The 17,675-nt window shown below is 56.8% G+C and carries 21 protein-coding genes and 1 other RNA gene; 9 read left to right on the forward strand and 13 right to left on the reverse strand.

What is annotated here, in order from left to right:
- Positions 1 to 35 precede the first annotated feature (35 nt).
- Positions 36 to 269: a sulfurtransferase TusA family protein gene (locus ACR0NZ_RS03405; protein ID WP_480481072.1), complete on the reverse strand. Its 234-nt coding sequence runs from the start codon at positions 267 to 269 to the stop codon at positions 36 to 38.
- Positions 270 to 375: 106 nt separating this feature from the next.
- On the opposite strand from ACR0NZ_RS03405, the gene ACR0NZ_RS03410 reads away from it, so the two are divergent.
- The 4 genes from ACR0NZ_RS03410 (at position 376) to ACR0NZ_RS03425 (ending at position 4,694) form a co-directional block, all read left to right on the forward strand.
- On the forward strand, positions 376 to 1,128 hold the full coding sequence (locus ACR0NZ_RS03410; protein ID WP_480493245.1) for a cytochrome c biogenesis CcdA family protein: 753 nt from the start codon (positions 376 to 378) through the stop codon (positions 1,126 to 1,128).
- Between the two features lie 62 nt (positions 1,129 to 1,190).
- Positions 1,191 to 2,393, forward strand: coding sequence for a hypothetical protein (locus ACR0NZ_RS03415; protein WP_480516935.1), 1,203 nt, complete (start codon positions 1,191 to 1,193; stop codon positions 2,391 to 2,393).
- Positions 2,390 to 3,739, forward strand: coding sequence for a cytochrome P450 (locus tag ACR0NZ_RS03420; RefSeq protein ID WP_480516937.1), 1,350 nt, complete (start codon positions 2,390 to 2,392; stop codon positions 3,737 to 3,739). Before ACR0NZ_RS03415 ends, ACR0NZ_RS03420 begins: the two co-directional genes overlap by 4 nt.
- Before the next feature lie 73 nt (positions 3,740 to 3,812).
- Positions 3,813 to 4,694 (forward strand): fructose bisphosphate aldolase, encoded by an 882-nt coding sequence (locus ACR0NZ_RS03425; protein ID WP_480493240.1) that lies wholly within the window; start codon positions 3,813 to 3,815, stop codon positions 4,692 to 4,694.
- Positions 4,695 to 4,697: 3 nt separating this feature from the next.
- Here the strand turns inward: ACR0NZ_RS03425 and ACR0NZ_RS03430 are convergent, their stop codons facing one another.
- Genes ACR0NZ_RS03430 through fumC form a run of 4 tightly spaced genes read right to left on the reverse strand, consistent with a single transcriptional unit; the run spans position 4,698 to position 7,148 of the window.
- The gene (locus tag ACR0NZ_RS03430) at positions 4,698 to 5,300 is read right to left on the reverse strand and encodes a DNA-3-methyladenine glycosylase I (protein ID WP_480516939.1); all 603 of its coding nucleotides are present in this window, start codon (positions 5,298 to 5,300) and stop codon (positions 4,698 to 4,700) included.
- Between the two features lie 59 nt (positions 5,301 to 5,359).
- A complete protein-coding gene (locus tag ACR0NZ_RS03435) occupies positions 5,360 to 5,581 on the reverse strand; it encodes a ribbon-helix-helix domain-containing protein (protein WP_480516941.1) in 222 nt (73 codons plus the stop codon).
- Complete coding sequence (locus ACR0NZ_RS03440; protein WP_480516943.1) at positions 5,578 to 5,754, reverse strand: DUF4169 family protein; 177 nt, start codon at positions 5,752 to 5,754, stop codon at positions 5,578 to 5,580. Before ACR0NZ_RS03440 ends, ACR0NZ_RS03435 begins: the two co-directional genes overlap by 4 nt.
- Positions 5,754 to 7,148, reverse strand: coding sequence for a class II fumarate hydratase (gene fumC, locus ACR0NZ_RS03445; RefSeq protein ID WP_480472631.1), 1,395 nt, complete (start codon positions 7,146 to 7,148; stop codon positions 5,754 to 5,756). The genes ACR0NZ_RS03440 and fumC overlap by 1 nt, the downstream gene beginning before the upstream one ends.
- A 206-nt stretch (positions 7,149 to 7,354) precedes the next feature.
- Between fumC and ACR0NZ_RS03450 the strand changes: the two genes are divergently transcribed.
- Entirely contained in the window at positions 7,355 to 7,918 is a 564-nt protein-coding gene (locus ACR0NZ_RS03450; protein WP_480472633.1) for a hypothetical protein, read from the forward strand.
- Between the two features lie 27 nt (positions 7,919 to 7,945).
- Here the strand turns inward: ACR0NZ_RS03450 and ACR0NZ_RS03455 are convergent, their stop codons facing one another.
- From ACR0NZ_RS03455 to ACR0NZ_RS03490, 8 genes are all read right to left on the reverse strand, one after another.
- Entirely contained in the window at positions 7,946 to 8,407 is a 462-nt protein-coding gene (locus tag ACR0NZ_RS03455; RefSeq protein ID WP_480472635.1) for an SspB family protein, read from the reverse strand.
- Between the two features lie 76 nt (positions 8,408 to 8,483).
- Positions 8,484 to 9,737, reverse strand: coding sequence for a chromate efflux transporter (gene chrA, locus ACR0NZ_RS03460; RefSeq protein WP_480516945.1), 1,254 nt, complete (start codon positions 9,735 to 9,737; stop codon positions 8,484 to 8,486).
- On the reverse strand, positions 9,734 to 10,549 hold the full coding sequence (locus tag ACR0NZ_RS03465; RefSeq protein WP_480516947.1) for a chromate resistance protein ChrB domain-containing protein: 816 nt from the start codon (positions 10,547 to 10,549) through the stop codon (positions 9,734 to 9,736). The genes chrA and ACR0NZ_RS03465 overlap by 4 nt, the downstream gene beginning before the upstream one ends.
- A gap of 131 nt (positions 10,550 to 10,680) precedes the next feature.
- Positions 10,681 to 11,112, reverse strand: a complete 432-nt coding sequence (locus ACR0NZ_RS03470) for an ester cyclase (RefSeq protein ID WP_480472641.1) — start codon at positions 11,110 to 11,112, stop codon at positions 10,681 to 10,683.
- A gap of 99 nt (positions 11,113 to 11,211) precedes the next feature.
- Positions 11,212 to 11,558, reverse strand: a transfer-messenger RNA (tmRNA) gene (gene ssrA, locus ACR0NZ_RS03475).
- 217 nt (positions 11,559 to 11,775) lie between these two features.
- A complete protein-coding gene (locus ACR0NZ_RS03480) occupies positions 11,776 to 12,426 on the reverse strand; it encodes a hypothetical protein (RefSeq protein ID WP_480472643.1) in 651 nt (216 codons plus the stop codon).
- Between the two features lie 13 nt (positions 12,427 to 12,439).
- Positions 12,440 to 13,840: a selenium-binding protein SBP56-related protein gene (locus ACR0NZ_RS03485; protein WP_480516949.1), complete on the reverse strand. Its 1,401-nt coding sequence runs from the start codon at positions 13,838 to 13,840 to the stop codon at positions 12,440 to 12,442.
- 117 nt (positions 13,841 to 13,957) lie between these two features.
- A complete protein-coding gene (locus tag ACR0NZ_RS03490) occupies positions 13,958 to 14,689 on the reverse strand; it encodes a FadR/GntR family transcriptional regulator (protein ID WP_480472647.1) in 732 nt (243 codons plus the stop codon).
- Between the two features lie 115 nt (positions 14,690 to 14,804).
- Between ACR0NZ_RS03490 and ACR0NZ_RS03495 the strand changes: the two genes are divergently transcribed.
- The 4 genes from ACR0NZ_RS03495 (at position 14,805) to ACR0NZ_RS03510 (ending at position 17,670) form a co-directional block, all read left to right on the forward strand.
- Entirely contained in the window at positions 14,805 to 15,569 is a 765-nt protein-coding gene (locus tag ACR0NZ_RS03495) for a DUF2182 domain-containing protein (protein ID WP_480517738.1), read from the forward strand.
- 4 nt (positions 15,570 to 15,573) lie between these two features.
- Positions 15,574 to 16,278, forward strand: coding sequence for a DUF1326 domain-containing protein (locus ACR0NZ_RS03500; protein ID WP_480516951.1), 705 nt, complete (start codon positions 15,574 to 15,576; stop codon positions 16,276 to 16,278).
- Between the two features lie 153 nt (positions 16,279 to 16,431).
- On the forward strand, positions 16,432 to 16,566 hold the full coding sequence (locus ACR0NZ_RS03505; protein ID WP_480472651.1) for a DinB family protein: 135 nt from the start codon (positions 16,432 to 16,434) through the stop codon (positions 16,564 to 16,566).
- Positions 16,567 to 17,670: a dimethylsulfoniopropionate demethylase gene (locus tag ACR0NZ_RS03510; protein ID WP_480516953.1), complete on the forward strand. Its 1,104-nt coding sequence runs from the start codon at positions 16,567 to 16,569 to the stop codon at positions 17,668 to 17,670.
- Positions 17,671 to 17,675 lie beyond the last annotated feature (5 nt).

The following is a 17,675-nucleotide window of genomic DNA, read 5'->3' on the forward strand; positions in this document are numbered from 1 at the left end:
CGGGCAAATTTGCCCGCCTTTTTTATATCATTAAGTCAGTCGGATTTTTGGATCAGATAGACCTGATGTTCGCCATCCAAATCCTGAGACAGCAATGTGTGGCCAGCTTCGGCGCAAAAATGCGGGACATCGATGATGGCTGCCGGGTCATCAGCCAGTACACGCAACACAGAACCTTGCGGCATGGATTTCAGCCGTTTGCGGGCCTTGAGGACGGGCAGGGGGCAAAGAAGGCCCAGCGCATCCAGCGTATCTGTAATCTCTGACATGATTTTCGGGATAGGGCGTAGTTGTAATATTGTCCAGATTCCAAGCACGAGGATGTGACTCATTGGCCCCGTGACGGACCGCCATTCATCACTTATGTGCTTAGACATGTTCGGAATAGAAATCATAGACGCGGGGCTGCTGCCCGCCATGTTTGTTGCCCTGCTGGGTGGCCTGATTAGCTTTCTGTCGCCTTGTGTGCTGCCCATCGTGCCGCCCTATCTGGCATATATGAGCGGCGTCACGATCAACGAAATGCAGGATGAGGCCCGCGCCCGGCGCAAGGCAACCATGTCAGCGCTGTTCTTTGTGCTGGGCCTGTCGACGGTTTTTCTACTGTTGGGATTTACCGCATCTGCCTTTGGAGTGTTCGTGCTGCAAAATCAGGTGCTTTTTGCCAAACTGTCCGGTGCCGTTGTCATTGTCTTTGGTCTGCATTTCCTGAATGTCTTCCGCATCCCCTTTCTGGACCGCGAAGCGCGGATCGAAACCGGCGATTCCGGTGGCTCGGTCTTTGGTGCTTATATTCTTGGGTTGGCCTTTGCTTTCGGCTGGACGCCCTGTATCGGCCCCCAGCTGGGCGCGATCCTGTCCCTTGCGGCAACCGAGGCCTCGGTGGCGCGCGGCACGCTGTTGCTGGGTGTTTATGCAGCCGGATTGGGTATTCCGTTTCTGCTGGCAGCCATGTTTCTCAACCGCTCTATGACCGTGATGAACCGGATCAAGCCCTATATGGGCGTGATCGAAAAGGTCATGGGAGGACTGCTGCTGTTCGTGGGCATCATGCTGATCACAGGCCTGTTCACCCGCTTCAGCTGGTGGTTGCTTGAAACCTTCCCGGCGCTTGCGAATTTCGGCTGAGCGTCTGCCCCCCTTACCTTGACCTAAAGCCTGCGTTAACCTGCGCGGCAGAAGGTAAAGGCATGAGCAGTCAGAGAAATCAGTCACAGGTTCGCAAACGCCGGGTGTTCTACATCCCCGGTTATGACCCGATGCCGCCGCGACGATATCGCGAGCTTTACCGAACCGAGTCGCAGGCGCAGGCCCGGATCTCGGGATATGAGATCGCCATGGCCCCCAAGTCCGCAAAAGGTCTGTTCGGCTGGTCCGTGACATCATTGCAGGACGGTGCGTCTGTTGAGACAGAAATCGAAGTTCTTGTCTGGTCAGACATCGTGCGCGACAGCATGTCCGCGTCGATCCCTGCAACCTACGCGCAGTTGGCCCACACGGCGTGGATATACATTTCGACCGGCGCTTTGTGGCGCCTGATGCGGTTGCGCAAGGGCCCGGTGATTGCGGCGCTCTATCCGGTGGCGATGTTGGTGTCTCAGCTGCTGGTTGCGTTTGCAGTCGTGTGGGCATGTGTGGCGATGGCTGGCTGGTGGGGTCTGTTTCCGGGTATCGCCGTTGCGGTTGCGCTGATGCTGTGGTTCCGCAAGATCGACAACCGGCTGTTTGCCTATTACCTGATGCATGATTACGCCTATTCCGCGCAGCTGAAGGGGGAAACTCCGCTTAAACTGAAGGACAGACTGGCCGTATTCCGCAAGGCGATTGAAGCCGCTCTGATATCCGGTGTGGATGAGGTACTGGTCGTGGGCCACAGTTCGGGCGCGCATATGGGGGTGTCTGTTCTGGCCGACCTGATCCGCGACAGGGCTGTGCCGAAACAGGGGGCAGAGTTGTCGTTCCTAAGCCTGGGGCAGGTGATGCCTATGGTATCCTTTCTGCCAAATGCGCATGGCCTTCGGTCCGACCTTCAATTCCTGTCCTCCAGTTCAGACATCACGTGGGTCGATGTCTCGGCCCCCGGGGATGGCTGTGCATTTGCGCTGTGTGATCCGGTGGCCGTTACAGGGGTGGCCGGACCAGAGAAACGCTGGCCGCTTGTCCTGTCGGCGGCCTTTACCCAAACCCTGTTACCTGAACGTTGGAAAGCCTTGCGCTGGCGGTTTTTCCGGCTGCATTTTCAGTACCTTTGCGCCTTCGATAAGCCGGGTCTGTACGACTATTTTCGGATAACGGCAGGCCCTTTGACGCTAAAGCAGCGGTTCCTTGGGCGCACACCTTCGCGCAGCCGGATTGAGACGCCAGTGTCCAAATACACGTCGGTGCGCCCATGACCCCGCCCAAGCCCCAGCCACGCGCAGACAAGGTTTCCCTACTGCGCTATCTGAAACTGTTTCGTCAGGATCTGCTGTCTGCGCAGCCAGCGCGCCTTTATCGCGCGTGGATGGCCGAATTCAGGACACCCTTCTTTCGATCTTTCCTGATCAATCAACCGGACCTGATTGACACCGTCCTCAGGAAACGCCCCGAAGATTTCCCTAAATCGGGCCGGATCAGCGAAGGCCTGCGCCCCTTGCTTGGAAATTCGGTGTTTCTGACCAATGGAGAGACGTGGAAACGTCAGCGGCGCATCATTGACCCGGCATTTGAGGGCGGGCGGCTGAAAGACACGTTTCCCGCCATGCTGGCCGCGGCAGACGCATGTGTTGAGCGGTTGCGGCCCCATGCCGGCAAACAGATCGAAGTCGAAGAGCAGACAAGCCATGCCGCAGCGGATGTGATCTTTCGCACCTTGTTTTCGGTGCCGATCGACCACGCCATAGCTAACAAGGTGTTTGAAAAGTTCCGCAGCTACCAGCGCGAACAACCTCTGCTGAACCTTGCAGCTTTCGTTCCGCTGCCCAAATGGATGCCTCGGTTTCACTCCCGAACGACACGGAAAAACGCCGAAGATATTCGCAACCTGATCACTGACCTGACCCATGAGCGGGCTGAGGCGATCAAGGCCGGAACCGCACCCGACGATCTGGCAACCAAGATCATGACGACCGCTGACCCTGAAACCGGTCAGTTTTTCGGGCCCGAGGAAATGGTCGATCAGGTCGCGATCTTCTTTCTGGCAGGCCATGAAACCAGCGCATCGGCTCTGGCGTGGACAGTTTATCTGCTGGCAATTTATCCCGAATGGCAGGAAAGGATTGCTGACGAAGCTGCCACTCTAGACGATCCGACATTTGCCTCGGTTTCCAAACTCAAGATCAGCCGCGACGTGTTTCGCGAGGCACTGCGCCTTTACCCACCGGTTCCCATGATGGTGCGAGAGGCCACGGGCCCACACCGTTTCCGAAACAGGGACGTTCCCAACGGGTCACAAATCGTCATCAGCCCTTGGCACCTGCACCGTCACGAACGGTTATGGGACAATCCCGACGGCTTTGACCCGACTCGCTGGAACAGTGAAAACGGCAAGACATGCCAGCGCGAAGCATATATCCCTTTCTCCGCAGGTCCCCGCGTTTGTACCGGGGCCGGGTTTGCCATGGTCGAAGGGCCGCTGATCCTGTCGATGCTGGTGCGAAATTTCAAATTCGAAACAATCAGCGGCAAAACGCCGGTTCCGGTGGCCCACCTGACCGTTCGATCCAGGGATGGCATATGGTTGCGGCTGATTGAGCGCTAACAAACTACCATCGGTCCTGACTGTGATGTATGCGGGGGGAGACATCGGAATCATCATTGAACGGGAAAACACTATGGCCAAAGCAGAACAGCGCGCGCAGATGATCAACGGCGCAGGCTTTATCGCGGCATTGGATCAAAGCGGCGGCTCGACCCCGAAAGCTTTGGCGTTGTACGGCGTTGACGCGTCGACCTACAGTTCGGACGCTGAGATGTTCGGTGAAATACAAAAGATGCGCGCGCGGATCATTCTGGCAAATGACTTCACCAAGGACAAAGTCATCGGTGCGATCCTGTTCGAACGCACCCTCGGGGAAGAGATCGAGGGCCGCAAGGTCGCAGATTACCTTTGGTCGGTCAAAGGCATCGTGCCTTTTCTGAAAATCGACAAGGGCCTCGAGGATCAGGCCAACGGCGTTCAGCTGATGAAGCCGATCCCCGGTCTGGCCGACACGCTGGCAAAGGCAGAAGGCGTATTCGGCACCAAGGAACGTTCGGTCATCCACGAGGCTAATGCCGAAGGCATCGCGGCCGTGGTCGCCCAGCAATTCGACGTAGCCCGTGAAGTGACTGAAGCCGGGATGGTTCCAATCGTCGAGCCGGAGGTCAACATTCATTCAGAAACCAAAGCCGAGGCCGAGGAGATTCTGAAAGCTGAAATCCTGAAGAACCTCGACCAGCTGGTCGAAGGGCAGGAGGTCATGCTGAAGCTGACGATCCCGACACAGGCAAACCTGTATGACGAACTGGCCGACCATCCGCGCGTTCTGCGCGTCGTCGCGCTGTCAGGCGGGTATTCGACCGAAGAGGCCTGTAACCTGCTGGGTCAAAACGGCAAAATGATCGCGTCTTTCTCTCGCGCACTGACCGAAGGTCTCTCGAAACAGCAGTCAGACGCCGAATTCAACGCCGCTTTGGGCGGCAATATTGACAAGATTTTCAAAGCCTCTGTCTGATTCTCAGACGGGTTTCGTGAAAGAGCGGCGCAACTGTGCCGCTTTTTTTCTGCTGATACAGCCCTCGGCATGGTCATTGACCAGTCCCATGGCCTGCATGAACGCAAACACCGTCGTGGGGCCAACAAACTTCCAGCCCCGTTTCTTGAGGTCCTTCGACATCGCCACCGACTCGGGCGATGTGGATGCCGATTGCGGGGGCGGCGGCGTTTCCGCCTCATACCGCCAGACATAAGCAGCCAGCGATCCTTCAGACGCCACCAGCTCCTGCGCGCGGCGGGAGTTATTGATCACCGCCTCGATCTTGCCCCGGTGGCGAATGATCCCATCATTTTGCAGCAGACGTTCAACATCGGCTTCAGAGAATTCGGCCATCTTGTTGAAATCAAATCCATAAAACGCTTCTCGGAAATTCTCGCGCTTGTTCAGGATCGTGCGCCAGCTAAGACCCGACTGAAAACTTTCCAGGCACAGTTTCTCGAATAACCGCTGATCATCCGAGACCGGAAAGCCCCATTCGTTGTCATGATAGTCAAAGAATTCCGGCGCGGCCTGGCACCAGGAACACCGAGGTTGACCGTCTGGCCCCAATACTGTGTTGCTCATGAATGTACCCCTTTTGTTCCTCGGGGACGTTACACCCAACGACCAAGATCTGACAAGTGTTAAACCTTGTCTCGGTACCAGTTCAGAATAAACACGCGAATAGCCGAGGCCAATCCGGTTTCCGGGTCGCGGTCAACATCAATCTGCGCGGCCAGTGCATTGATTGGCTGATCTTTTTCTTTCGCAATGTCGCGTAATGCCCGCCAGAATTCATCTTCAAGCGAGACAGATGTCCGGTGGCCCTTGAGGGTCAATGAACGTTTTATCGGCCGACCGCTCATTCATCCAGCTCGTGATTGTCAAGGTCACGCTTCTGCTTGTCCTGCTGAAGCCTGACAATTGCTTTCTCGGACTTGGTGCGCCCAAAGGCGACGGCATTCTCATCTGCGCGGGCCTTCTTCTCGGCCCGCGCCTTTTCTTTTCGATACCGGTTCAGGTTGACCGGCTTGCCCATTAGTCTTTCGGGCCGATCATCTGTTCGGGGCGTACAACGGCATCAAAGGTTGCCTCGTCCACAAACCCCAGCGCAATGGCTTCTTCCTTGAGGGTTGTGCCGTTCTTATGCGCGGTCTTGGCGACCGTGGTGGCGTTGTCATAGCCGATGGTCGGGGCCAGCGCCGTCACCAGCATCAGCGATTCCTTCATCAGCTTGTCGATGCGCGGCTCATTGGCCTTGATGCCCAGCAACATCCGCTCGGTAAAGCTGTCGGCGGCGTCGCCCAGCAGCTGGATCGATTGCAACAGGTTGTAGGACATCATCGGGTTATAGACGTTCAGCTCGAAATGGCCCTGACTGCCTGCAAAATTCATCGCGGCGTTGTTGCCCATTACGTGCGCAGCAACCTGTGTCAGCGCCTCGGCCTGGGTCGGGTTCACCTTGCCGGGCATGATGGACGAGCCGGGCTCGTTCTCGGGCAGGATCAGTTCGCCAAGCCCCGAACGCGGGCCAGAGCCCAGGAAACGGATGTCGTTGGCGATCTTATAGCAGCTGCCCGCGATGGTCGCCAAAGCCCCGGACATAAAGACCATAGCGTCATGAGCGGCCAGCGCTTCGAACTTGTTTGGCGCAGTCACGAAGGGCAGGCCGGTGATCTGCGCCATATGACCCGCAACAGCTTCGCTCCAACCGTTTTGCGTGTTCAGGCCGGTGCCTACGGCGGTGCCGCCCTGCGCCAGCTCATAGATGCCGGGAAGCGCTGCGTGAACGCGTGCAATCCCCTGACGGATCTGGTGGGCATAACCGCTGAATTCCTGCCCCAGTGTCAGAGGCGTTGCATCCTGTGTATGGGTCCGGCCAATCTTGATGATGTCCTTGAACTCATCAGCCTTCTGCTCAAGACCAGAGGCCAGCTTTTCAAGCCCGGGCAGAAGGACGTCACGAACACTCATCGCTGTGGCGATGTGCATCGCGGTGGGAAAGGTGTCATTCGACGACTGACCCATGTTGCAGTGATCGTTCGGATGCACGGGGTCTTTTGAACCGATGACACCGCCCAGAATTTCGATGGCGCGGTTCGCGATGACCTCGTTCGAGTTCATGTTCGACTGGGTGCCGGAACCCGTCTGCCAGACGACCAGCGGAAAGTTGTCGTCAAACTGGCCGTCGATCACCTCACCCGCAGCCTGAATGATGGCATCGGCAATTCTGGCATCCAGCTTGCCGGTTGCCTTGTTCTCCATCGCGCAGGCTTGCTTGATCACGCCCAGCGCACGCACAATGGCAATGGGTTGTTTTTCCCAACCGATCGGAAAGTTCATGATCGAACGCTGCGTTTGCGCGCCCCAATACTTGTCGGCAGGAACCTCGAGCGGGCCAAAGCTGTCGGATTCGGTGCGGGTCTGAGACATCTGTCACTCCGTCTGGTATGCTGTTGTATGCCGTTTAGCCGCAGCTAAGCCGTGACGCAATCGGCCAGTTGCGCGCACTTTAAACCCAAGGGCGTCAAAGGTATAGGCGCGGGGTGCGTCACTTTTATTGTTATCGTCGGGGAATGTGCCATTGTGCGCGGCCCCCTCTCAGCTACAATAGGTTAGTAGCCGCCTTGGAGGACAAGATGTCGAATTTCCATCGCATTACGCTTGAAAAAGCGATCGTGTTATTTGCTGTCTGTGCTTTGTGGCTGTCCGTTTTGGGCGCATCTGCGCGCGCCGCGGACATTACCCCGTTCCTGGGGGATTATGTGGGCTCGGCAAATGTCGTGGATGCGGACGGAACCTCAACTCCAAGGGATATGAGCGTTTCAATTTTCGAGACCAAAAACGGGTTCAACGTCAGCTGGCAAACCACCACCTACAAGCTAGACGGGCGGGTAAAAGAACAGCAGTTCTCGATTGACTTCGTGCCCTCGGACCGCCCGGATGTGTTCTCGGCCGCGATGAAACGCAATGTGTTCGGTCATGAGGTTCCGCTGGACCCGATGAAAGGTGAACCCTTCGTATGGGGACGTATCGTTGGCGACACACTGACCGTGTTTTCGTTGTTCATCGACGTGGACGGCGGATATGAATTGCAGCAGTTCGACCGAACACTAGCCGAAGACGGGCTGAACCTGTCATTTTCACGCTTCATAGACGGCCAGAAATCCCGATCAGTCGAAACATTTCTGATGAAACGCTGAACCCCGCGCCGGGCGGGGCTCAAAGGCTTATTTGCGGAAGCTGTCCAGCGACACGACATCGGCGTCGTGATGTGCCTCTTCTTCCTCTTCGACCTCGATCAAGTCATCTGCAACATAATCGTCATCATCTTCGTCGTCCGGGCTTTCGAACCGCAGTCCAAATTCCACCGATGGATCGACAAAGGTCTTGATCGCGCCATAAGGAATATAGAGCGGTTCCGGCGCGTCCCCGAAATTGAGAGTAATGGCGAACCCGTTCTCTCCGACTTCGAGGTTTTCAAACCAGTGCTGCATGACGATTGTCATTTCTTCCGGATACCGGTCGCGCAGCCAATCCGCGATGTCCACGCCATCTTCGCGTGTGTCGAAGGTAATGAAAAAGTGATGCGCTCCGGGCAGACCGGATTTCGATACATCCGTCAGCACAGTCTTGATAAGCCCGCGCATGGCGGTGTGCATCAGGTTGCCATAGTCGATGCCTTGCGACATGTGTCATCCTCAAAAGTGGTTAAGCTCAGCATAGGGGTTTTGTTCGGAAACGAAAGGGCAGGTATGATCGTATTGATCAGATATTATGCGCAGCCAGCCCTGCCAGTGACATCAGAACCAGCACCGTACCGATCCCCAATTTTAGTCTAAATATCAATATTCCAGCAATAAAGGTTAACGCAAGCGCCGGGATATCGAGCGAGGACAGTCGGGGCACGGGTATTGCCGCCGGACCCAAATTCATATCTGGCACCGATTCGAAAAGAACATTCAGGGCAAACCACACGGAAAGGTTGAGAATCACTCCGACAACAGCGGCGGTGATGCCGTGAAGGGCGGCAGACAGGCGCGGACGCGTGGCCAGACGGTCAAGATAGGGGGCCGTCAGGAAAATCCACAAAAAGCAGGGCACGAACGTTGCCCATAGTGCGACAGCGCCCGCAGCAAGCGCCAGTGAGAATCCACCGTTGATCTGCCCCGCCAGCATGGCGACGAACTGCGTAACCAGTATCAATGGTCCGGGGGTGGTTTCCGCCAGCCCCAATCCGTCGATCATCTGGTCTGCACCGATCCAGTGGTACCGATCCACAACGGTTTGCGACATATAGGCCAGAACGGCATAGGCACCACCAAAGGTCACAACGGCCAGACGGGCAAAGAACCACCCCAAATCGCTGAGCAATTGATGCCCGCTGAGTGTCAACGCAACAAGCGGCCCCAGCCAAAGCGGCAACCAGATCGCTATCGTCCGGGCCGAGCGGGCAAGGTGCGGCGTGTCCTGAGCCGTGGCTGCCTCAGCGGGTCCTTGATGACGCAAATACCCCCACAGGGCCGCAATCAGAATGATCAGCGGGAAGGGCAGGTTGAACAGAAAGATCGACAGAAACGACAGGCCCGCGATGACACGATGTTCCATATCCGTCAGCGCCTTACCTGACAGCTTGCGCAGGGCTTGCAGGACGATCACGATGACGGTCGCCTTGATGCCGGTAAATACGGATTGCACCAGTGGAACGTCGCCAAATGCTGAATAAAGCGCGACTAGAACAGCAATGACAAACGCCCCTGGCAAAACGAACAGGCTGCCCGCAATCAGCCCGCCCACGACACCGCGCAAGCGCCAGCCAGCATAGGTTGCCAATTGCATTGCCTCTGGACCGGGCAGCAACATGCACAAGGAAAGCGCGCGCAGATAGGTCTGTTCATCCAGCCAGGGCCTGCGCTCGACCAGTTCTTGATGCATCAGCGAGATCTGGGCGGCGGGGCCGCCAAATGACAACAGGCCGATCCGTCCGAATACCTTGAAAAGGTCCAGTGCCGAAGGTCTCATGCGCCATGACCCGATGGCCAGTCATGCTTTTCATCAAACCCGTCGCGTGCCCAGCGGAACAGAGCATCATAAAGGTGCAATCCGGCTTCAAGTTGAGCATGGTCATCGCGATACTGGCGGGACAAACCTACCGAGAACGCCAGCAACCCAGCGGCTTCCGGGGCCAGATCATGCTGGTCGGTATCCGCAGCGCGAATGATCCGGGCCATACGCTCAAGCGCCTCGGTTCGCAGGTCAAATGCCCGGATCATCGTGTCAAATGTGCAGCCGCTGTCCTGATGCGTCCAAAATGTACTCGGAACGTCAAAGGGGGTGGCATCAAAATGATCAACGACTCCCTGAACTTCTTCCGACGCGACGAAAAGGAACCGTGCCTTGCGGTCAACAAACCGGCGGATCAGCCAGGGGCAGGCGATGCGGTCAATTTTGGGTCTTTGGCGCGTAACCCACAATGTGCTGCCATTAACGCGCGCCGGTAATACCGACTGGGGGATCAACGGCGCCTCACGCTGTTCGTGCCACCCTTCAAACCCACCTTCCAGATGTTCGGCGTTTTTGCCCGCCCCTCGTAGCCAGGACGCTACCCCCTGACTGAGCTTTTTGCCCTTGTGGCAGATTATTACACAAGGGTCGTTACCAATCAGACGACTCATCGCGTCGATTTCCGTGTGCGGACAGCGAATTGATCCCGGAATCAGCCGCGGATCCTTACTGAAATCCGCATCAGTGCGTATATCGATCAGAACAGGCGCCTGAGGCGTTCCGATTAACCGGCTCAATTGGGTCGGTGTAATGGCGTTAAGAGCAGCCATAGCATGTCTCCTTTAGTCATTCGGATCCATGCGAAGCTTGGGCTGACGCCTCACGGGGTGTTCGCAAGCTGACCCCCTGAGTCAGTGCTACCGCGCAAGAACATAGGGGGTCAAGATTGCGGTTTGAACCGTCAGGACCAGTCGAGCCGCTGACCGGTCATGCACACGGGAAGGGTATCGGCGGGAAACTGCCCCATCTCTTCAAAAAACGAGATGAAATCGAAATGATTATACGCTTCGACCATCTTATTGTCTTTGAACCGGGCCATGACCTGACCGGTCACCTCCAAAGGGGCACCGTTATCGGCCCGGCACGTCTGCACATGCAGGATTGCGGATACCCAATCGCCGTTTTCGATGATCTTGGGCAAATCCACCTTGATATCCCCCAAGACATGACGAAACGCCGTGACGAGGTCCCGAAAATCGTCCGCACCCACCTGCATTTCGGGGATCAGCCCCTCGGCCATGGTTTCGGGTGCAAAGAACTGATCGATCGCCTCGGTGTTTCCGTTTTCCCAAACCTCAGAATACCAGGATCTGAGTATCTCTGAATTCGTCATCCCAACGCTCCTGTCCAACTGCGAACACGATGGCAAAAAGGAATGAACAAACTCTGAATCTGCGCAAAGGCGGCATAAATATCAGACATATTGGGGGGAAGTGCAGGTTTCTGTTGCCAGGTACCTGCGAACCCCGCCTTACGCGGCTAGGCGCAAGGACTTAAGTTTCGGTCTTGTTACTGCTTACGCAGCAACTGCAACCGGAGCACGATTGTCGTTTGCAATTGTACTGTTTTCGCCGGTAACGGTGGCAGACAGCCGAGACAAAGCTTACCCCTTTAGACGTTCGTCGATCCTGTTTCGGCCCCATGATCCTCAAACGAAGGATTTTGGTGGAGCCGCCGGGTACCGCCCCCGGGTCCGATCCGCTTATTACGAGCGCGTTTATGTCCATAGTCCCGAAGGACATCTCATATATAGGTGAGGTGAGCGGCGGATGCAAACCCGGATTGCACATCTTTGTTGTCTTTAATTACAGAGCGTTACGCGACCCTATTGAAGTTTCCGGCGATCAACCATATCACCAGCACCCGTTCGATTCCACCGAAAGTAGCTGCCTTCAAGAAAGGCGGGTTATCCAGCGCCAATGGCAGGAACTGGTCTAGCGCGGCACCGGCATTGATTACGCCCAAGGACAGTGTGTTCCGGCTCAAAGGAAAGCGATCAAACCGCCGACCACAGCCCCAAAAGACCAACCAAAACAAGGCTCAGCGCCCAGATGAGTTCAAGGTTGAACCAGCTGCGGGACAGGAAACGCAGCCCCAGCCAACGATAAACGGCGAAGGCCAGAAACCCTCCGCCCAGAACCATGGCGGCGGTATGCAAGGCCGCAACTCCCAGAACCAGCAGACCGTTTGTTGTCATGATTTTGGAAATCGCCTGATGACCGGCATCCAGTTCATCCAGCTGGCACAGGCCCAGATAGATCGGAACCAGCATAAGGGCGGCCCCGTGCGCAAGAGCCACGAGAAACGACCACAGAGCCAGTTTGCTGGGTGGTATACGCGACAGAAAACGGGGATGGCGGCGGGTGATTGCAATGTAAAGCCCCATCGCGATGACAATCAACGCAGCCCAGATGCGGATTTCCTTTTGATAATCGACCAGAACGGCCATCAGCGCAAAGGGCAGAAGGACACCCAGCATGGCAACGAAATGCCCACCGGCCAAGGCCGCCAGTGCGCGCCACAGGGCGGATTGGCGCTGCTCCATCAGGGCAGAGGAAACCGCCAGCGGCCAGCCCATCCCGGGGTTCAGCCCGTGATACGCGCCGCTCAGAACAACGGCCAGCCAAAGGCCAGCCGTTGATGTCATCAGGGTTTCCAATTCAGACCGAGGGGTAACAGAAACTGTCGGTTGAACAATCTCCGCCCTCCAGCCGGATTTGGTGGCTGCGATATCCTTTGGGGAAATCGACCCAGAATTTCGGGTCCAAAACCAGCCCGCCATTCTCGCCCACATCCGCCTTGACCATGGCCGCGCCGCCTTCTTCGGGATAGAACTGATCGTCCCACGTGGAATAAAGCGAATTGGTCCAATAGACGCGTTTACCATCGCGGCTGATCTCGACCATTTGCGGCCCATAGCCAAAAGTCTGACCGTTCGGATGTTTGGTCTTTTTGACAATCCCTCCGATTTCGACCTTCCCGGCAAGGGTCGGGTTCATCGGATCGGACACATCATATTGATGCATCTCGCCGGTGCCCCAGCAGGCGACATATAGGTATTTGTCATCCAGACTCAGGTCGATATCGGTGACCAGTGGTGGTACGGCGGCAAACCCCTTGAGAAGATCAGGAAGATCATCTGGATCAGCGGGTTGCGGGTCGATGGTGATCGTTTTCTTGGCTTCGAACGTGCCGTCGTCATTGCGCCACCACGTAAAGATTGCGCCTTGAAGGTTGGTGGTATCAACGACAACGCCGCAGAACCCGTGTTGTTTGACCGGGTCATGCGCGGGCCGGATTTCCAACGCCATCTGGTGGTTTTCGCCCAGATCGATGGTCTGAATATTGGTCCGGTTGCGCAGGTTCCAGAAATGGATGCGATGACCGTATTTGTTCGAAAGCAGATCCTCTGCCACCAGCCCGTTTTCAAATTGTGGGGGAAGGCCCCATTCGGAACTGACCATGTAATCGCGCGGCAGATTCCACCAGAAATCATAATGCTTGTCCTGCACGCCGCGCTCGATCTCATAGCGCCCGATGATCTCGAAGCTTTCACAATCCATGATGAAAATACCCGGAGGACCATCCGTGCCGTCCTCGCCGCCGCCGCCCAGCGTGCTGACATAGATGCCTTCCGGCCCGCAATGGATCGTGTGCGGTCGTGAATACCCGGTTTTATCAAAGACTTCCTCGGGTTCGATGATCTTGTGAATCTTCGCCTCAAGCGGGTTCTTTACATCGATGATGTATATCCGGCTAGAACGGATACCGGGGATGATCAGATAGCGACGTTCCAGAAACGCATGACCGCTGAGCGGTGACAGCGATGAGGAACAGGCATTCCAGCCGAAATGGTGAAACTCGTCGCCTTTTTCGGGCATGATCACCTGATGCACGATCTTCCCGAAATCGGCCGAGGTTGGATCGACATTCACAACTGCCAGCCCGTCAGGTTGCGAAAAATCGGGGCTGAGCATCAGCGTGAAAGCAAGCGTTTCAGCAGGGCCTTCCATTGCCAGCTTGGCTGACGGATAAAAGGTTGGGTCCGGTCTTTTGTTCATAACGTCCTCCCGTAAGTCATTGTCATTCAATTCATATTGAGAGTTCCGGTCTTGACGCCGGATGACATTCTGCCTGCTCGTACCTTTGCCTTTGAAAGTTTGTTTCCGTTTAAGCCCTCAGGCCGGTTTCCGTTTGCGTTCGGCCACATCGTGGGCCAGTTGCTGTGTGTAATGTTCCAGATCGACCAGCGCGGCGTCGACGGTATCTGCGTCTCTGGCCTCAAGCGCGTCTGCAATTCTGGTGTGCAATGCGATGATTTCTTCGCGCGAACGTGCCGTGAAGGTAATCATGTTCATCAAAGGCTGCATCGCCTCGACCGCGCCAGCCAGTTGATAGGACAGGACCGGGTTGTCGGCCCCGTCCACCAGGGCCCTGTGGAACGTGACGTCTGAGGCACAAAATGCCTCATCCGTCAGGCCGGGCTGGGACTGGCGAAAAATTTCCGCCCGCATCGTGGCAAGCTGATCCGCCGTTCGTCTTTGGGCAGACAGGGGGGCACAGGCGCGCTCCAGCGCATAGCGGGCCTCGCAGGCCGTATCAAAGCTGACCGCGTTCATCGACAGCAGCAGGGTCGAGGTTGTGATCTGCTGCGAATAGGCATCTTCGAAACTCAGGCGGTTCACGAACGCACCTCCGGTAGCGCCACGCTGCGTGCGGATCAGGGACTGCGCCGCCAGTCGTTTCAAAGCCTCACGCACCGTTGGGCGCGAGACCTGAAATTGCTCGGAAAGTTCCGCTTCCGAGGGCAGGCGCGCATCCACGATCAACTCGCCTGAAACAATCGCGTCCCGGATGGCTTGCGCAATCTGGGCAGACAGGTCGGCGGTTTTCCGAGGTGCGGTTTTCATGTTCAGAAGACCCTGAGCAAATTTTTATTTGTCTGACATTTAAAAGTCTGACATTTGAAAAGCAAGAGAGTTGAGTCGGGAGGCCGAAGTGAGTCGTACTTGGCTGCGCAGCGGAATGTGGCTGGGCTTTTATGTCCTGATCCTGTGGGCGTGGTGGGTCATGTTCGCGATGGGCCGCGACATGGACCTTGACCTGATTGGTCGTCCGGGGCCCATGGGGCAGGCGATGGCTGCGATGGACCCGCGCATGGATATGTACATGCCGATGGCCGAGTTTGGCACGCTGTTCTGGATGTGGGCGATCATGATGGCGGCCATGATGCTGCCGACACTTGTGCCAACCCTGCGCAGCTATGACGACCTGATCCGCGGTGCCAATGGCACCCGTGCCGGTTGGCTGGGTGTACTTGCAGGGTATTCGTTGGTTTGGGTCGGGTTTGCGGCTGTGATCGCGGGAACGCAGCGGGCCCTGCTGTTTGGTGGCGTGATTGATATGCTGGGCATTGCCAGGTCCGGCTGGGTTGCGGGCGGGTTGATGATCGTAGTTGGCGCGTTTCAGTTCTCGCGCGCCAAAGAGGTCTGCCATGGTGTGTGCCACGCCCCTATGGCCTATTTCCTGGGCCATTGGAGAACTGGATTTGCGGGCGGCGTCCGCATGGGGCTGGACCTTGGTGCCTTCTGCGTCGGATGCTGCTGGGGTTTCATGGCGCTTGGTTTTGTGGGCGGTGTCATGAGCCTTTTGTGGATGGGTCTTGCGACCCTATTCATGGTTTTGGAGAAACTTCCCCAGATCGGTCATGCTGTAACCCGACCGGTGGGATTTGTATTGATTGCGGGCGGTCTTGTCCTGCTCGTTTACCCTATTAACTACGGAGGATAAGCCAATGGCAAAGAACAGAAAACCGGATGCCGACCGGTTGCCCGTCAGCCAGCGTATCGACAGCCGGATGCCCAATCCCAAACGTCGCGAGATGAGCCCGACGGACTGGGCCATCAAGGGGGAGTTGATCCTGAACTGCTCGTGCGATGTGTTCTGTCCCTGCGTCGTTTCACTGGGCGCGCACCCTCCGACCGAAGGGCATTGTCATGCCTGGATGGGTATTGTCGTTGATGAGGGCCATTATGAGGGCGAGGACCTGTCGGGTCTGAATATCGGCCTGCTGGTCGATATTCCCGGCCGGATGGGCGAAGGCCAGTGGAAAGTGGCGGCTTACGTAGATGAGCGCGCCAGCGGCAAAGCCTATAACGGGCTGCTGCAAATCTTCAGCGGGCAGGCGGGCGGTACCACCGGTCTGTTCACCATGCTCGTCAGCGAAATCATCGGGGCCGAACGGGCACCGGTTCAGATCGAGCGTGACGGCACCAAGCGCCGCATCATGATCGGCCGCAAGATTCAGGGTGAGATCGAGATGCTGGCGGGCAAAGACCCCGAACATCCCGTGATGGTTTCAAACTCCAAATACTGGATGGGTCCTGACATCATCGTGGCGCGCGGCACCAAGTCGAAAGTGCGCGACTACGGGCGCGTTTGGGATTTTGGCGGCAAGTCCGCTGAAATCTGTCCGATCGATTGGCACGGGCCCAAGTGATGATCACAGGCGCGCTTGCGCAAGAGATGGCGCGGTAAAATCACTGGCAAAACTCGCAGTTGGCCGAGTTTCTGCAATAGTTGTCGCATCAGAAACTGACTGTTGATTGGGCCAATCAAAAGGTGCTTAGTCGTAAAAGAGGTCGACATCACAATGTCTTACGAAAACTGTGTCATCCATATCTTCAACCATCAGACCCACCACCGGGATCAATTGCACAAAATGCTGACCGAAGTTGGTTCGCAAACGCCCGTCAGCGACATCGTCTTTATGCCCAAGGAGGTTTGAATGCCGCAGATTTCCGCCTCTCGCCGCTTGCGGCGCACACCGTTTTCAGAAGGGGTCGAGGCCGCAGGGGTCAAGGGATACACGGTTTACAACCGCATGCTGTTACCCACGGTCTTCGACAGCATCGAAGCCGATTACCGGCATCTGAAATCCCATGTGCAAGTCTGGGATGTCGCATGCGAGCGGCAGATCGAGCTGCGCGGACCGGACGCCGCGCGCTTGATGCAGATGCTGACCCCGCGCGATTTACGGGGGATGTTGCCGGGGCAATGTTTCTATGTCCCCATCGTGGACGAAACCGGAGGCATGCTGAATGACCCGGTTGCGGTAAAACTGTCCGAAGACCGCTGGTGGATTTCAATCGCTGACAGCGACCTGTTGTTGTGGGTCAAGGGAATCGCCGTTGGATATCGTCTGGATGTGCTGGTGGACGAACCGGATGTGTCACCTCTTGCTGTTCAGGGTCCCAAAGCCGACGACCTGATGGCGCGTGTCTTTGGCGACCGGGTGCGCGACATCCGGTTCTTCAAATTCGATATGTTCCAGTTTGAAGGTCGCGATCTGGCTGTGGCGCGATCGGGCTATTCCAAACAAGGCGGGTTCGAGATTTATGTGGAAGGCAGCGATATCGGCATGCCCCTGTGGAACGCCCTGTTTGCAGCAGGGGAAGATTTGCAGGTGCGCGCCGGATGCCCGAACGTGATCGAACGGATTGAAGGCGGCCTTTTGTCTTATGGCAATGACATGACCGACGACAACACCCCGCATGAGTGCGGTTTGGGCAAGTTCTGCAACACACATACCGCGATTGGCTGTATCGGTCGGGACGCGTTGCTGCGTGTGGCCAAGGAAGGGCCTGTTCAGCAAATCCGCCCCGTCGCCATTGCCGGCGATCCTGTACCGGGCTGCGACCGCCCATGGGGCCTTTACGCGGACGGCAAGCGTGTGGGGCAGGTGACCTCGGCCGCGTGGTCACCCGATTTCAACACCAACGTCGCCATTGGCATGGTACGCCTGAGCCATTGGGATGCGGGAACGGAGCTGGACGTAGAAACACCAGATGGAATGCGCCGCGCGACCGTGCAGCCGCATTTCTGGATTTAAAGGGG

This window comes from Ruegeria sp. AE3 (assembly GCF_056542225.1).

What these genes read in the sequence shown, in the direction of transcription:
- ACR0NZ_RS03405 (WP_480481072.1), bottom strand. Translation starts at nt 269, where the DNA reads ATGTCAGAGATTACAGATACGCTGGATGCGCTGGGCCTTCTTTGCCCC.
- ACR0NZ_RS03410 (WP_480493245.1), top strand. Translation starts at nt 376, where the DNA reads ATGTTCGGAATAGAAATCATAGACGCGGGGCTGCTGCCCGCCATGTTT.
- ACR0NZ_RS03415 (WP_480516935.1), top strand. Translation starts at nt 1,191, where the DNA reads ATGAGCAGTCAGAGAAATCAGTCACAGGTTCGCAAACGCCGGGTGTTC.
- ACR0NZ_RS03420 (WP_480516937.1), top strand. Translation starts at nt 2,390, where the DNA reads ATGACCCCGCCCAAGCCCCAGCCACGCGCAGACAAGGTTTCCCTACTG.
- ACR0NZ_RS03425 (WP_480493240.1), top strand. Translation starts at nt 3,813, where the DNA reads ATGGCCAAAGCAGAACAGCGCGCGCAGATGATCAACGGCGCAGGCTTT.
- ACR0NZ_RS03430 (WP_480516939.1), bottom strand. Translation starts at nt 5,300, where the DNA reads ATGAGCAACACAGTATTGGGGCCAGACGGTCAACCTCGGTGTTCCTGG.
- ACR0NZ_RS03435 (WP_480516941.1), bottom strand. Translation starts at nt 5,581, where the DNA reads ATGAGCGGTCGGCCGATAAAACGTTCATTGACCCTCAAGGGCCACCGG.
- ACR0NZ_RS03440 (WP_480516943.1), bottom strand. Translation starts at nt 5,754, where the DNA reads ATGGGCAAGCCGGTCAACCTGAACCGGTATCGAAAAGAAAAGGCGCGG.
- fumC (WP_480472631.1), bottom strand. Translation starts at nt 7,148, where the DNA reads ATGTCTCAGACCCGCACCGAATCCGACAGCTTTGGCCCGCTCGAGGTT.
- ACR0NZ_RS03450 (WP_480472633.1), top strand. Translation starts at nt 7,355, where the DNA reads ATGTCGAATTTCCATCGCATTACGCTTGAAAAAGCGATCGTGTTATTT.
- ACR0NZ_RS03455 (WP_480472635.1), bottom strand. Translation starts at nt 8,407, where the DNA reads ATGTCGCAAGGCATCGACTATGGCAACCTGATGCACACCGCCATGCGC.
- chrA (WP_480516945.1), bottom strand. Translation starts at nt 9,737, where the DNA reads ATGAGACCTTCGGCACTGGACCTTTTCAAGGTATTCGGACGGATCGGC.
- ACR0NZ_RS03465 (WP_480516947.1), bottom strand. Translation starts at nt 10,549, where the DNA reads ATGGCTGCTCTTAACGCCATTACACCGACCCAATTGAGCCGGTTAATC.
- ACR0NZ_RS03470 (WP_480472641.1), bottom strand. Translation starts at nt 11,112, where the DNA reads ATGACGAATTCAGAGATACTCAGATCCTGGTATTCTGAGGTTTGGGAA.
- ACR0NZ_RS03480 (WP_480472643.1), bottom strand. Translation starts at nt 12,426, where the DNA reads ATGACATCAACGGCTGGCCTTTGGCTGGCCGTTGTTCTGAGCGGCGCG.
- ACR0NZ_RS03485 (WP_480516949.1), bottom strand. Translation starts at nt 13,840, where the DNA reads ATGAACAAAAGACCGGACCCAACCTTTTATCCGTCAGCCAAGCTGGCA.
- ACR0NZ_RS03490 (WP_480472647.1), bottom strand. Translation starts at nt 14,689, where the DNA reads ATGAAAACCGCACCTCGGAAAACCGCCGACCTGTCTGCCCAGATTGCG.
- ACR0NZ_RS03495 (WP_480517738.1), top strand. Translation starts at nt 14,805, where the DNA reads ATGTGGCTGGGCTTTTATGTCCTGATCCTGTGGGCGTGGTGGGTCATG.
- ACR0NZ_RS03500 (WP_480516951.1), top strand. Translation starts at nt 15,574, where the DNA reads ATGGCAAAGAACAGAAAACCGGATGCCGACCGGTTGCCCGTCAGCCAG.
- ACR0NZ_RS03505 (WP_480472651.1), top strand. Translation starts at nt 16,432, where the DNA reads ATGTCTTACGAAAACTGTGTCATCCATATCTTCAACCATCAGACCCAC.
- ACR0NZ_RS03510 (WP_480516953.1), top strand. Translation starts at nt 16,567, where the DNA reads ATGCCGCAGATTTCCGCCTCTCGCCGCTTGCGGCGCACACCGTTTTCA.